Raw genomic sequence first — 13397 nt, forward strand, 5'->3', positions numbered from 1 at the left:
GGACACCCCCCTGCGTCCGGCAGCCCGCTCGTCTACGCTCATCAGGTGATCGAATACGTGAACCAGCTCGACGGCGACGCACCGCGGACCGGGGCTCTCCCCAAGGGTGCGGACGCGGCGGTGTGGTCCCTGGACATCACGCGTGACGTGGTCGGCGGGCACTCGCTCGACGGCGCGACGGCGATGCTGGACGCGGCCGAACGCGACCGGGCGGGGCGGCTGTTGCGCGAGGGGGACCGGCGCCGCTACCTCGCCTCGCACGTGGGACTGCGCGTGCTGCTCGGCGGCTATCTGGGGCTGGCCCCGGAGAAGGTCACCCTGGTGCGGGAGGACTGCCCGTGCTGCGGCGGGCCGCACGGGCGTCCCGCCGTGGCCGGCGGCGCGCTCCACTTCTCCCTCTCGCACAGCGCGGACGTGGCCTACTTGGCCTTCGCCGGGGTGCCGGTCGGCATCGACGTGGAGGGGATCCCCGGCGCGGCCGCCGTCGCCGACATCCTGAACACCCTGCACCCGGCGGAGACCGCCGAACTGACCGCCCTCCCGGAGCCGGACCGCCGGACGGCGCTGGCCCGGGTGTGGTCCCGCAAGGAGGCGTACCTCAAGGCCACGGGCACCGGGCTGGCGCTCGGCCTGGCCGACCCGTACGTCGGCTCCGCCGCCACCCCGGCCCGCGTCCCGGGCTGGACCCTGACGGACCTCCCGGCCCCCACCGGCTACGCGGCGGCCCTGGCCCTGCGCGCGTAGCGGCCCCCACCGTGCACGCGTAGCGGCGTCCGGCCCGTCCGCCGGACCGCCTGCTGCGCCGTTCGCCGCACCGGGCCGCGCGGGTGCGGGCCCCGCCGGGCCGAGCCGAGCCGTACGTGGCGGGCCGGGCCGTACGTGCCGGGCCGAATTCGGATGCCCCGGGTTCCGTACCGTCGTTATCGTGGCCGCCATGGACATCCGCCGGGCCCGTACCGCCGCCGAGCTCGAAGCCGCCGAGGGTCTTTTCGACAGCCCCGCCCGCGCGGAGTGGTGCGAGCGCTTCCTGGCCGCGCCGGGGCACCTGATGCTCCTCGCCTACGTGGACGGCGTACCCGTCGGCATGGTCTCCGGCGTCGAGATGACCCATCCCGACAAGGGCACCGAGATGTGCCTGTACGAGCTCTCCGTGGACGAGGGACACCGGCGCCTCGGCATCGGCCGCGCCCTGACCCTGGCGCTCGCCGAGGAGGCGAAGGCGCGCGGCTGCTACGGCATGTGGGTGGGCGTCGACACCGACAACGAGGCCGCCCTGGCCACCTACGCCTCGGCCGGCGCACGCGACGAGGGCGTCTTCTCGATGCGCGGCTGGGCCATCACCCCGTAGCGGGTGCCGTGCCGTCGCCCGGCGGAGTGTCCGCAAAGCAGCCCTGCGGCGGCGTGTCGTGCGCCCACTCGGCGCACCCTCCGCGCGCCCGCGGCACCGCTCGCCGAGCATCGGCCGCATGACCGCATCGACCGCGTTGACCACGCTCCTCCCGGCCGCCGCCCTGCTGGCGGCGGCCACCGCCCTGCCGCCCCCCACCGCCGCCGCCACCGAGACCCCCACCGCCCCCTACGTCGTGATCCTGGCGGACAGCACCCCCCGCGCCCCCACCCGCGCGCTCGCCGTCGAGGCGGCGGAGGCGGGGGACGAGGTCGGGCTCGTCTACGACACCGTGCTGCACGGCTTCGCCGTCCGCACCACCGCCGCCCGGGCCGCCGTCCTCGCCGCCGACCCGAGGGTGGCCTCCGTCGAGCCGGACACGGAGTTCCACACCACCGGCACCCAGCCACAGGCGCCCTGGCCGCTGGACCGCATCGACCAGCGCCGGCTCCCGCTCGACGACTCGTACACGTACGCCACCACGGCCGAGGGTGTCACCGTCTACATCGTCGACACCGGTATCAACGTCCGCCACCAGGAGTTCGGCGGCCGCGCCCGGTCCGGCTACAACGGGGTGTTCCTCGGGTCCTCCGGGGACTGCAACGGCCACGGCACGCACGTCGCGGCGACCGCGGGCGGGCAGACGTACGGGGTCGCGAAGGGGGTCTCGCTGGTCTCCGTGAAGGTGGCCGACTGCCGCGGCGCCGCGCGGCTGTCGGCGATGGTCGGCGGGCTCGAATGGCTGGTGAAGGATGCCGCCAAGGCCCCGGGCACCCCCGCGGTGGCGAACATGAGCATCGGCGGGACCCGCAGTGTCGCCCTCGACACTGCGGTGAAGCGGGCCGTCGCCGCCGGGATCACCGTCACCGTGGCCGCCGGGAACGACGGCAAGAACGCCTGCGGGGGCTCCCCGGCGGCCGTCCCCCAGGCCCTCACCGTCGGCGCGACCGACGCCGCGGACCGGCGGGCGCCGTTCTCCAACCACGGCCCCTGCGTGGACCTGTCGGCGCCGGGCGTGTCCGTCACCTCGGCCTGGAAGGGCTCGGCCACCGCCACGGCCCGGTCCTCCGGCACCTCCATGGCGGCCCCGCACGTGGCGGGCGCCGCCGCGCTGGTCCTGGCGGGCACGGCGGCGCGGACCCCGGCGCAGGTGTCCGCGGCGCTGGTGAGCGGCGCCGTGCCGGACGCGATCACCGCGCTCCCGGCCGGTACGCCGAACCTGCTGCTGCACACGCCGACCGCACGCTGAGGCGGGGGCCGGGCCGGACCGCTCCCGTCCGGCCCCGCCCGCCGGCCCCGCCCCGGCCCGCCGCGCCCGGCCGCCCGACCCGGCCCCGACCCGGCCCGGCCCCGACCCATCGCCCGGCCCGGCTCGTCCCTCCGGCCCGTCCCACCCTTCCCAGAGGCAGCGCCCGCGCCGGACCCGACCTGATGGGACATCAATGTGTGTGTGCTTCGGGCGAAAACAATCCATTGACTTCTCATCACCGCGACGCGTCAATATCGGCCACCGCACCGGCTCGGCCTCCCCCACACAGCGGGTGGGGGGAGGGGTTCGTCATGACGAAGGAGTCGCGACCCTGTGAGTACGAGAATGCTCAGACGAAGAGTGCTGGCCGGGGCCGGAGCCCTCTCCCTGGCCCTGACGGGCGGTGTGGTGGGTCTGTCGGGGACCGCTCAGGCCGCGACCAAGACCACCCCCGTCTTCGAGAACTGCGACGCCCCGGCGCCGCAGCCGGACGGTTCGGGCAACCAGAACTACACGGTCACCCTGCCCGACGGGGCCAAGGCCGGCGACGTCGTCCCGATCACGATCGACCCGGGCGCGAGCCCGCTGATCCCCAGCTTCTCCGTCACCACGGTGAACACCTCCAAGATCACCCTCAAGGTCGGGACGACCACCCAGGTGGTCACCAGCCCGCCCGAGACGGTCACCGTCGTGGCCGGACAGCCCCTCGACCCGGCCGCGTTCTCGGGCACCATCACGATCCCGGACGGCACCGAGGGCACCATCGTCCCCGTCGCCCTCGACCTGGCGGTGACCGACGCGGACCTCTCCGGTTCGGTCTTCACCACCACCTGCGTCCCGGCACCGCGCCCCAGCGCCGCCCTCGGCTCGGTCGCCGTGGAAGCGCTGCCCAAGGACCCGGTCACCACCAAGCTGACGCCCAACAGCGGCAAGGCGGGCACCGCGGTCACCGTCACCGGCGCCAACTTCCCGGCCGGGCCCGTCACCTGCTCCGCCCTGCTGGCGGGCGCACCGACCGGCGACACCGGCAACGGCACCGCCACCGCGGCGGGCGCCGCGACCTGTGAGGTCACGGTCACCAAGAAGGCCGACCAGATCCGGATCGACGGGGCCATCACCCCGTACAAGGACTTCGTCTTCCTGGAGGACCAGCCGGGCGTGAAGAACCCGGTCGACGTCGAGGTGCTGCCCGGTCCGCTGGCCATCGGCCCCCAGAGCGGCAACCCGGCCGTCAGCTTCGGCAAGGTGACCATCAACGGCAAGCCGCAGTCGGTCGTCGGCCAGTTCACCGCGATGTCCGTCCAGGACTTCCGCGGCGGCACGCTGGGCTGGGACGTCACGGCCACCCGTACGCCGTTCCTGAACGAGGCCACCGGCCACAGCATGGCCAAGGCGCAGCTCGGCATCCAGCCCTCCTGCACCGTGACCAACGCGGACAGCCCGAGCACCTGCACCGCCGGCGCCCCGGGCGCCATCTCGGACACCCCGATGAAGGTCGCCTCCCAGGCCGCGGGCGGGGAGGAGCTGACCGGTGGTGAGTTCGCCGTCGGCGGCGCGGGGATGATCCAGCTCCCGCCGTTCATGTTCGCCGACACCTACCAGTCGGTGGTCACCTTCTCCATCGCCTGACCCGTACGGCCCCGCTCCCTCCAGGGTGGCGCGGCGCTCCGGCGCCGCGCCACCCTTCCCCTGTCGGCCCCGACTGGAGACCCGCCCATGCGCACCCGCATCCGCACCCGCACCGCCCGCACCCTCCGCTACGGGCTCCTCCTCGGCCTGCTCGGTCTCCTCGGCCCGCTGGGGCTGCTGCTCCCGGCCGCGGGCCCCGCCGCGGCCGCGGAGAACGGGACCTGGGCGGTCTTCCCCACGCCCCCGGCCGGTGCGCCGATCACCGACCGCGCGTACTTCTTCCACCAGGGCGCGGCCGGCACCACGGTCGTCGACAGCGTGACGATCCTGAACTCCTCCGACCAGGAGCTGACGTTCCAGGTCTTCGCCACCGACGCCGTGAACACCCCGTCAGGCGGCGCCTTCGCCCTGCTGCCGGTGGAGACGGCGCCCAAGGACGTCGGCACCTGGATATCGCTGCCGCCGGAGACGGCGAAGACGGTCACCGTGCCGGCCAGGGGCCGCAAGGACATCCCCTTCACCGTGAAGGTCCCGGCGGACGCGACGCCCGGCGACCACGTCGGCGGGATCGTCGCCCTGGGCACCGCCGTGGAGGGCGTGCAGAAGGAGGGCAAGGTCCAGGTCGGGGTGAAGCGCTCGGTGGGGGCCCGGCTGTACTTCCGGGTGCCGGGGCCGCTGACCCCGGGGCTGAGCGTGGAGGACGTGGAGGTCAGCCGGTCGGCGCCACTGCTGCCCTGGGTCCGCGACGCCCGCGCCACCGTCTCGTACGCCCTGGTGAACCGGGGCAACGTGGTCGTCGAGCCCAAGGTGACGGTCTCCGCCGAGGGCCTGTTCGGACGCCGGGTCCTGGACCGGCCGGCCCGCGAACTGAAGCTGGTGCTCCTCCCGGGCCAGCGCGTCGAGCTGACCGAACCCTGGCCGGACGCGCCGCAGCTGGACTGGGTGACCGTGAGGATCAGCGCCGGCGCGACCACCCACCCCGACCTGTCCTCACGCTCCGAGGCCGATTTCGTCGCCGTCCCGTGGCCCGCCGCGGGCGCCGCCCTGATCCTGACGGGCCTGGCCCTGATCCTCCACACCCTGCGCCGCAGACACCGCCGCGCCGGGCAACACCCCCAGCCGCAGCCGGACCTGGCGGACACCCACTGACCGGCCACCCCCCGGAGACAGCAGGAACCCCCGGCCGGTGAGGGTTGGCCGGGGGTTCTGCGGTGTGCGGCGCCTGGTGGGCGTCAGTGGTTGCGGGGGAAGCCCAGGTCCACGCCGGCCGGGGCGTCCGCCGGGTCGGGCCAGCGGGTCGTGACGACCTTGCCGCGGGTGTAGAAGTGGATGCCGTCGTTGCCGTAGATGTGGTGGTCGCCGAAGAGGGAGTCCTTCCAGCCGCCGAAGGAGTGGTAGCCCACCGGCACCGGGATCGGGACGTTCACGCCGACCATGCCGGCCTCGATCTCCAGCTGGAAGCGGCGGGCCGCTCCGCCGTCGCGGGTGAAGATCGCGGTGCCGTTGCCGAACGGCGAGGCGTTGATGAGGGCCACGCCCTCCTCGTAGGTCTCGGCGCGCAGCACGCACAGCACCGGGCCGAAGATCTCGTCGCGGTAGGCGTCGGAGTCCGTCTTCACGTGGTCGAGCAGGGACAGGCCGATCCAGTGGCCGTTCTCGTTGCCCTCGACCGTGTAGCCGGTGCCGTCCAGGACCACCTCGGCGCCCTGGGCGGCCGCGCCCTTGACGTACGAGGCGACCTTGTCGCGGTGGGCGGCCGTGATCAGCGGGCCCATCTCGGAGGTCGGGTCGTTGCCGGGGCCGATCTTGATCTTCTCGGCGCGCTCGCGGATCTTGTCGACCAGCGTGTCGGCGATGGAGCCGACGGCCACGACCGCGGAGATCGCCATGCAGCGCTCGCCGGCCGAGCCGTAGGCGGCGGAGACGGCCGCGTCGGCGGCCGCGTCCAGGTCGGCGTCAGGGAGCACCAGCATGTGGTTCTTGGCGCCGCCCAGGGCCTGTACGCGCTTGCCGTTGGCCGAGGCGGTGGTGTGGATGTGCCGGGCGATCGGGGTGGAGCCGACGAAGGAGACGGCCGCGATGCCGGGGTGGGCCAGCAGGGCGTCCACCGCGACCTTGTCGCCGTGGACCACGTTCAGCACGCCCGCGGGCAGACCGGCCTCGGTCATCAGCTCGGCCAGCTTGTTGGACGCCGACGGGTCCTTCTCGCTCGGCTTGAGGATGAAGGTGTTTCCGCAGGCCACGGCCAGCGGGAACATCCACATCGGGACCATCGCGGGGAAGTTGAAGGGCGTGATGCCCGCGACGACGCCCAGCGGCTGGCGGATGGAGGAGACGTCGACCCGGTTGGAGACCGAGGTCGACAGTTCGCCCTTGAGCTGCGTGGTGATCCCGCAGGCCAGCTCGACGATCTCCAGGCCGCGCGCGACCTCGCCCAGCGCGTCCGAGTGGACCTTGCCGTGCTCGGCGGTGATCAGCTCGGCGATGGCGTCGCGGTTGGCGTCCAGCAGGGCGCGGTAGGCGAACAGCACCTTGGTGCGGGCGGCCAGCGAGGACTGGCCCCAGGTCTGGAAGGCCTCCTGGGCGACCTGTACCGCCGCGTCGACCTCCTCGGCCGAAGCCAGGGCGACCTGGGTGGTGACCTCGCCGGTGGCCGGGTCGGTGACCGGGCCGTAGTTGCCCGACGCGCCCTCGACGGTCTTGCCACCGATCCAGTGGTTGACGGTCTTCATGCCTTGCTCCTTCACAGATGGCGACGTCGCTGCGCGGCTTGCCGGTCGTACTCTTCACGGGCCTGGGCCGCCGCCTTACGGGTCGCGGTCTCGGCCACAGGAACATCCCACCACGCCGCTGCCGGGGGTGGGCCCGACACAGTGTCGGGCGTTCGGGTCTGTACGTAGACACATGTGGGACGCGTCGCCGAGCGGGCCTCGGCGAGGGCTTCCCGCAGGTCACGTACGGTGCGGGCGCGGATCACGGCCATCCCGAGGGAGGCCGCGTTGGCCGCGAGGTCCACCGGAAGGGGGTCGCCGGTGTACGAGGCGTCGGCCGCCCGGAAGCGGTAGGCCGTACCGAAGCCCTCGCCGCCCACCGCCTGCGACAGGCCTCCGATGGAGGCGTACCCGTGGTTGTCGAGGATGACCACCTTGACCGGGATTCCCTCCTGGACGGCCGTGACGATCTCCGTCGGGTTCATCAGGTACGTCCCGTCGCCGACCAGCGCCCACACCGGGCGGCCGGGCGCGGCCAGCGCCACCCCGATCGCGGCCGGGAGCTCGTAGCCCATGCAGGAGTACCCGTACTCGACGTGGTACTGGTCGGCCGAGCGGGCCCGCCACAGCTTGTGCAGGTCGCCGGGGAGGGATCCGGCCGCGTTGACCAGGATGTCGGTGCCGTCCACGAGGGCGTCGAGCAGCCCGAGGACCTGGGCCTGGGTGGGCGGGGCGTCCTCGTCGGGGGCGGGCACGGCGTAGGCGCGGTCGACGCGGGCCTCCCAGTGGCTCCTCGCCTGCCCGTACGCCGTCTCGTACGCGGGATCCACCCGGTGGCCGGAAACCGCCTCCCGCAGCGCGTCGAGCCCCTCGCGGGCGTCGGCGACCAGCGGCCGGGCGGCGAGCTTGTGGGCGTCGTACGGGTCGAGGTTGAGGCCGATGAAGCGGACGGCAGGGTTCTGGAACAGTGTGGCGGAGGCGGTGGTGAAGTCGGTCAGCCGTGTCCCGGCGGCGATGACGAGATCGGCCTCCCGGGCCAGGGCGCCGGCGGTGGCCGTCCCCGTGTGCCCGATCCCGCCCACGTCCGCGGGGTGGTCGTACGGCAGGGCGCCCTTGCCCGCCTGGGTGGCGGCCACCGGGATCCCGGTGGCCCCGGCGAAGGCGGCCAGCGCCGCCTGGGCCCCGCTGTGCCGGATCCCGCCGCCGGCGACGAGCAGGGGGCGCGCGGAGCCCCGTACGGCCTCGGCGGCGGCCGCGAGCTCCGTACGGTCGGGCCGGGGCCTGCGGACGGCCCACACCCGGTCGGCGAAGAACTCCTCGGGCCAGTCGTACGCCTCCGCCTGCACGTCCTGCGGCAGGGCGAGGGTGACGGCGCCGCTCTGCACCGGGTCGGTGAGCACCCGCATGGCCTGGAGGGCGGCAGGAACCAGGGCCTCGGGGCGGGTGATCCGGTCGAAGTGGCGGGAGACGGGCCGCAGGGTGTCGTTGACGGAGACGTCCCCCGCGTAGGGCACTTCGAGCTGCTGGAGCACCGGGTCGGCGGGCCGGGTCGCGAAGGTGTCGCCGGGGAGCAGGAGCACCGGGATCCGGTTGATCGTGGCGAGGGCGGCGCCGGTGACGAGGTTGGTGGCGCCGGGCCCGATCGATGTGGTGACGGCGTGCGCGGAGAGCCGCCCGCACTGACGGGCGTATCCGACGGCGGCGTGCACCATGGCCTGCTCGTTGCGTCCCTGGAGGAAGGGCATGGTCTGCGGGCCGCTCTCCAGCAGGGCCTGCCCGATCCCGGCGACGTTGCCGTGCCCGAAGATCCCCCAGGTGGCGGCGATGAGCCGCTGCCTGCGGCCGTCGCGCTCGGTGTACTGGCAGCCCAGGAACCGTACGAGGGCCTGGGCGACGGTGAGCCTCATCGGTCCTCCGCGCGGTAGAAGGGCAGCCGGGGGTCCACGGCCTGGTCCGCCCAGGTGTCCCGGATCCAGCCGTGGTCCGGGTGGTCCCGGATCAGCCACTCCCGGGTCCGGCCCGGTCCGGCCATCACGTTCAGGTAGTACATGTCGTGCCCGGGGGCCGCGATGGACGGCCCGTGCCAGCCGTCCGGGATGAGCACGGCGTCCCCGGTCCGCACCTCGGCCAGGACCTCGGTCTTCCCGGCCGGGGAGGGGGTGACGCGCTGGTAGCCGAGCCCGGGGGTGTCCCCGTGCGGGGCGATCTCGAAGTAGTAGATCTCCTCCAGCCGGGACTCCTCGCCGGGGTGGTGCTCGTCGTGCTTGTGGGGCGGGTACGAGGACCAGTTCCCGCCGGGGGTGAGCACCTCTACGGCGATCAGCCGGTCGGCGGGGAACGCCCCGGCCGCGGCGAAGTTGTTGACCTGCCGGGAGCACTGACCCGCGCCGCGCAGCTCTACGGGCACGTCTGCGGCCGGGCCGTACCGTGCGGGCAGCCGGCGCTCGCACCGGGCCCCGGCGAGGGCGAAGCGTCCTCCCTCTGCCGAGGTGACGTCGGCGGAGCCGTCCCGGGGCAGGTAGGCGAAGTCGGTCGGCCCTGCGAACACCCCGTCGCGGCCGCGCAGTTCGAACGTCTGCGGACCGTTGCTGGGGGCGCCGCCCCCAGACCCCCGCGCCTCAAACGCCGGCGAGGCTGAAATATCCGGCCCCGCCGCATCATTCAGCCCCTCCGGCGTTTGAGGAGCGGGGTGCGGGGCGGAGCCCCGGTCTTGAAGCTGCGGAGGCGATTGAGGCGCGGGTCCGGGCAGCGCCCGGCAGCGGACCTCGCACGCGCCCACGAGGGGGAGCACGATCCACTCCGACTCCCCGCACCCGTGCGCGTACACCTCCCCCGGCGCCAGGTCGAGGACGACCAGCCTCGTCCAGGACATCCCCCACTCAGACACCACCGGCACGCCCCAACACCTCCTCGACCTCGCCGGAGAACGGCATCGCCGAAGAGCACGCCAGCCGGGAAGCCACGATCGCCCCGGCCGCGTTCGCGAAGCGGACGACCCGCTCCAGCTCCCACCCGGCGAGCAGCCCGTGGCACAGCGCCCCGCCGAACGCGTCCCCCGCGCCCAGCCCGTTGACCACCTCGACCGCCACCGGCGGGACCTCCGCCACCGTCCCGTCGCGGTGGACGGCCAGGACGCCTTCCGGGCCCCGTTTGACCACCGCCAGTTCCACCCCGGCGGCGAGCAGCGCCCGCGCCGCCTCGTACGGCCGCGACTGCCCCGTGGCGATCTCGCACTCCTCGGTGTTCCCGACGGCCACCGTCGCCCACCCCAGCGCCCGTTCGTAGTACGGCCCGGGTTTCTCCCGCCACAGCATCGGCCGCCAGTCCAGGTCGAACACCGTCGTCCCCGACCGGGCGCGGGCCTCCAGCGCCGTCAGCGTCGCCGCCCGCGAGGGCTCCTCGCTCAGGCCCGTCCCCGTCATCCAGAACACGCGGGCCGCGCGTACCGCCTCCAGGTCCACCTCGTCCGGCGCGATCTCCAGGTCCGGGGCCTTCGGCAGCCGGTAGAAGTACAGCGGGAACCGGTCCGGCGGGAAGATCTCGCAGAAGGTGATCGGCGTGGGGAGGCCGGCGACCTCGGTCGCCCACCGGTCGTCCACGCCGAAGCCCCGCAGTTCGGAGCGGAGATACCCGCCGAAGGGGTCCGCGCCGGTGCGGGTGATCAGCGCCACCCGCCGCCCGAGCCGGGCCGCGGCGACGGCCACGTTCGCCGGGGAGCCGCCCAGGAACTTGCCGAAGGTCTCCGCCTCGGCCAGTGGTACGCCGGTCGTCAGCGGGTAGAGATCCACCCCGATCCGGCCCATCGTGATCAGGTCGAACGCCAACGGATCGCCGGTGCCGGTCACAGTCAGTCCTCCCACTCGTCTCCCTCGTCTCCCGCCTAAGGTGGCCGCTATGACGTCCTCCCCGCCCGCGTTGACCCGTATCCGCATCGGTTCGGCTCCGGACTCCTGGGGTGTCTGGTTTCCCGACGATCCCCGGCAGACCCCTTGGGAGCGTTTCCTCGACGAGGTCGCCGACGCGGGGTACGAGTGGATCGAGCTCGGCCCCTACGGCTATCTGCCCACCGATCCCGCCCGACTCGCCGAGGAAACGGCCAAGCGCGGGCTGCGGGTCTCGGCCGGAACCGTCTTCACCGGACTCCATCACGGGCCCGCCGTGTGGGAGGACACCTGGGCGCACGTGTCGCGGATCGCGGCGCTCACCCAGGCCATGGGCGCCGCGCATCTCGTCGTGATCCCCTCCTTCTGGCGGGACGACAAGACCGGGGAGGTACGGGAGGACCGCACCCTGACCGCCGGTCAGTGGCGCGAACTGACCACCCAGACCGAGCGGCTGGGCCGGGAGGTCCAGGACCGGTACGGACTGCGGATCGTCGTCCACCCGCACGCCGACACCCACATCGACACCCCGCAGAACGTGGCCCGCTTCCTGGACGCCACCGACCCCGATCTCGTCTCCCTCTGCCTGGACACCGGGCACTACGCGTACTGCGGCGGCGACAGCGTCGAGGCCATCGAGACCTTCGCCGAGCGGATCGGCTACCTCCACCTCAAGCAGGTGGACCCGCGGATCCTCGCCGAAGTCACCCGACGGCAGCTGCCGTTCGGCCCGGCCGTGGGCCTCGGGGTGATGTGCGAACCGCCGTCGGGGGTGCCCGCGCTGGAGCCCGTACTGGCGGCGGCCCAGCGGCTCGGGGTGGACCTGTTCGCCATCGTGGAGCAGGACATGTACCCCTGCCCGCCCGACCGGCCGCTGCCGATCGCCCGCCGTACCCGTGCCTACCTGCGCTCCTGCGGCGCCTGAAGGGAACCGACATGACCAGCACGCTCGGTATCGCCGTCATCGGCACCGGGAAGATGGGCGCCGACCACGTCGGCCGGATCGGCCGCACGGTGGGCGGGGCCCGGGTGGTGGCCGTGGCCGACCCGGACGGGGACCGGGTCAAGGAGGTCGCGGGCCGCCTGGACGGCGCGAGTGCGCACACCGACCCGGCGGCGGCGATAGCCGCGCCCGGCGTGCAGGCCGTACTGATCGCCTCCCCCGGGCCCGCGCACGAGGAAGCGATCCTGCACGCCCTGGAGCGGGAACTGCCGGTGCTGTGCGAGAAGCCGCTGACCCCGGACCCGGCGGGTGCGCTGCGCGTGATGGAGGCGGAACGGCGGCTGGGCCGGCGCCTGGTGCAGGTGGGGTTCATGCGGCGGCACGACGCCGAGTACGAGCGGCTGAAGGAGCTGCTGGACGCGGGCGGCATCGGGCGGCCGCTCTTCCTGCACTGCCGCCACCGCAACGTCTCCTCGCCGTCGTTCTTCACGAGCGACATGCTGATCAGCGATTCCGTGGTGCACGAGGTGGACGCGGCCCGCTGGCTGCTGGGGCAGGAGGTCACGGCGGTGTCGGTGCTCTCCCCCCGGTCCTCCTCGGCGGCTCCCGAGGGGCTGCGCGATCCCCGGCTGGTGCTGCTGGAGACCTCCGGCGGGGCCCTCGTCGACGTGGAGATCTTCGTCAACTGCGGTTTCGGCTACCAGGTGCAGTGCGAGGCGGTCGGCGAGTCCGGCACGGCCCGGATCGGCGACGGCCAGGCGATGGTCGTGCAGTCGGGGGGCCGGTGGGGCGGGGAGGTCGACCAGGACTTCACGGTGCGCTTCGCCGATGCCTACGACCGCCAGCTGCGGCGCTGGGTGGCGGCTGCCGCGCGGGGCCGGGTGGCGGGACCGGACGCCTGGGACGGCTACGCGGCGGCCGCGGTCTCGGAGGCGGGGCTGGCGGCCGCGCGCAGCGGCGTACGGACCCTGGTGGAGCTGGTGGAGCGGCCGGCGCTGTACCGGCGCTGAGCCCGCCTCCGGCGGCGGGCTCAACCGGGCCGGCCGGCCCGGCCCCTCTGCTCCCCTCCCTTCCCCGTCCCCTCCTTCTCCTCCTGTCCCGGTCCTCGGATACCGGGCGACCCCTGTGGCGCGTCTGTCACAGGGGTCCCCTTTGTGTCACGCATATCCGCATTACGCGGGTTTTCCGTCACAGGCGGTCGACAGCCCCTCCCCTGCCCTCACCCGGCGTCGTTCCTTGGGCACAACCCGAGTGATCGTCACTGTCCACGCGCCGGCTCCCCCGACGGCCTCCCGGCCGGCCCCGCGGCGTGGACAAGGAGGTGTCGTGATGAGCGACCGACAGCTGTGGTCCTACAAGGAGATCGCCGCCCACATCCGCGTCCAGCCGGACACCGTGCGCTCCTATCGCAAGCACGGGCTCCTGCCCGCTCCCGACCACGTGGAGGGCGGCAAGCCCTACTGGTACGCCGACACCGTCCGCGCGTGGGTGGCGCGCCGCCCCGGCAACCGGGGCCGCCGCGAGGACTGACCCCCGGCCCTCGCGGAACACGGCCCCGGATACTCGCTTCGATACCCCCTAGGGGTATAGTCTTGGA

The 13397-nt window shown here is 73.8% G+C and carries 12 protein-coding genes; 8 read left to right on the forward strand and 4 right to left on the reverse strand.

The genetic code is table 11. From position 1 onward, the window contains the following. Positions 1-45: 45 nt before the first annotated feature. The 5 genes from AB0D94_RS04740 (at position 46) to AB0D94_RS04760 (ending at position 5414) form a co-directional block, all read left to right on the forward strand. Entirely contained in the window at positions 46-744 is a 699-nt protein-coding gene (locus AB0D94_RS04740; protein WP_362045452.1) for a 4'-phosphopantetheinyl transferase superfamily protein, read from the forward strand. 190 nt (positions 745-934) lie between these two features. Then, on the forward strand, positions 935-1348 hold the full coding sequence (locus AB0D94_RS04745; protein WP_362045794.1) for a GNAT family N-acetyltransferase: 414 nt from the start codon (positions 935-937) through the stop codon (positions 1346-1348). 118 nt (positions 1349-1466) lie between these two features. Then, positions 1467-2636 carry a S8 family peptidase gene (locus AB0D94_RS04750; protein ID WP_362045455.1) on the forward strand — a complete coding sequence of 390 codons (1170 nt, stop codon included), beginning with the start codon at positions 1467-1469 and terminating at the stop codon, positions 2634-2636. Positions 2637-2969: 333 nt separating this feature from the next. After that, positions 2970-4265 (forward strand): hypothetical protein, encoded by a 1296-nt coding sequence (locus tag AB0D94_RS04755; RefSeq protein WP_362045458.1) that lies wholly within the window; start codon positions 2970-2972, stop codon positions 4263-4265. Positions 4266-4352: 87 nt separating this feature from the next. Next, positions 4353-5414: a DUF916 domain-containing protein gene (locus tag AB0D94_RS04760; RefSeq protein ID WP_362045461.1), complete on the forward strand. Its 1062-nt coding sequence runs from the start codon at positions 4353-4355 to the stop codon at positions 5412-5414. An 83-nt stretch (positions 5415-5497) separates the two neighbouring features. Here AB0D94_RS04760 and AB0D94_RS04765 read toward each other — a convergent pair whose 3' ends face one another. The 4 genes from AB0D94_RS04765 to iolC are packed head-to-tail and all read right to left on the reverse strand — an operon-like array spanning position 5498 to position 10836. After that, positions 5498-6997, reverse strand: a complete 1500-nt coding sequence (locus tag AB0D94_RS04765; protein WP_362045464.1) for a CoA-acylating methylmalonate-semialdehyde dehydrogenase — start codon at positions 6995-6997, stop codon at positions 5498-5500. A gap of 11 nt (positions 6998-7008) precedes the next feature. Then, positions 7009-8883 carry a 3D-(3,5/4)-trihydroxycyclohexane-1,2-dione acylhydrolase (decyclizing) gene (gene iolD / locus AB0D94_RS04770; RefSeq protein ID WP_362045467.1) on the reverse strand — a complete coding sequence of 625 codons (1875 nt, stop codon included), beginning with the start codon at positions 8881-8883 and terminating at the stop codon, positions 7009-7011. Further along, a complete protein-coding gene (gene iolB, locus AB0D94_RS04775) occupies positions 8880-9848 on the reverse strand; it encodes a 5-deoxy-glucuronate isomerase (RefSeq protein ID WP_362045797.1) in 969 nt (322 codons plus the stop codon). Before iolB ends, iolD begins: the two co-directional genes overlap by 4 nt. A gap of 7 nt (positions 9849-9855) precedes the next feature. Next, a complete protein-coding gene (gene iolC / locus AB0D94_RS04780) occupies positions 9856-10836 on the reverse strand; it encodes a 5-dehydro-2-deoxygluconokinase (protein WP_362045470.1) in 981 nt (326 codons plus the stop codon). 34 nt (positions 10837-10870) lie between these two features. Between iolC and AB0D94_RS04785 the strand changes: the two genes are divergently transcribed. The 3 genes from AB0D94_RS04785 to AB0D94_RS04795 all read left to right on the forward strand — a co-directional run bounded on the left by AB0D94_RS04785 (position 10871) and on the right by AB0D94_RS04795 (position 13330). Next, positions 10871-11782: a sugar phosphate isomerase/epimerase gene (locus tag AB0D94_RS04785; protein ID WP_362045473.1), complete on the forward strand. Its 912-nt coding sequence runs from the start codon at positions 10871-10873 to the stop codon at positions 11780-11782. Between the two features lie 11 nt (positions 11783-11793). Further along, positions 11794-12810 carry a Gfo/Idh/MocA family oxidoreductase gene (locus tag AB0D94_RS04790; protein ID WP_362045476.1) on the forward strand — a complete coding sequence of 339 codons (1017 nt, stop codon included), beginning with the start codon at positions 11794-11796 and terminating at the stop codon, positions 12808-12810. 319 nt (positions 12811-13129) lie between these two features. Then, positions 13130-13330 (forward strand): MerR family transcriptional regulator, encoded by a 201-nt coding sequence (locus AB0D94_RS04795; RefSeq protein WP_030384769.1) that lies wholly within the window; start codon positions 13130-13132, stop codon positions 13328-13330. The last annotated feature ends 67 nt before the right edge of the window (positions 13331-13397 follow it).

Origin of the sequence: Streptomyces sp. NPDC048255 (genome assembly GCF_040652415.1) — a bacterium.
Lineage (GTDB): Bacteria > Actinomycetota > Actinomycetes > Streptomycetales > Streptomycetaceae > Streptomyces.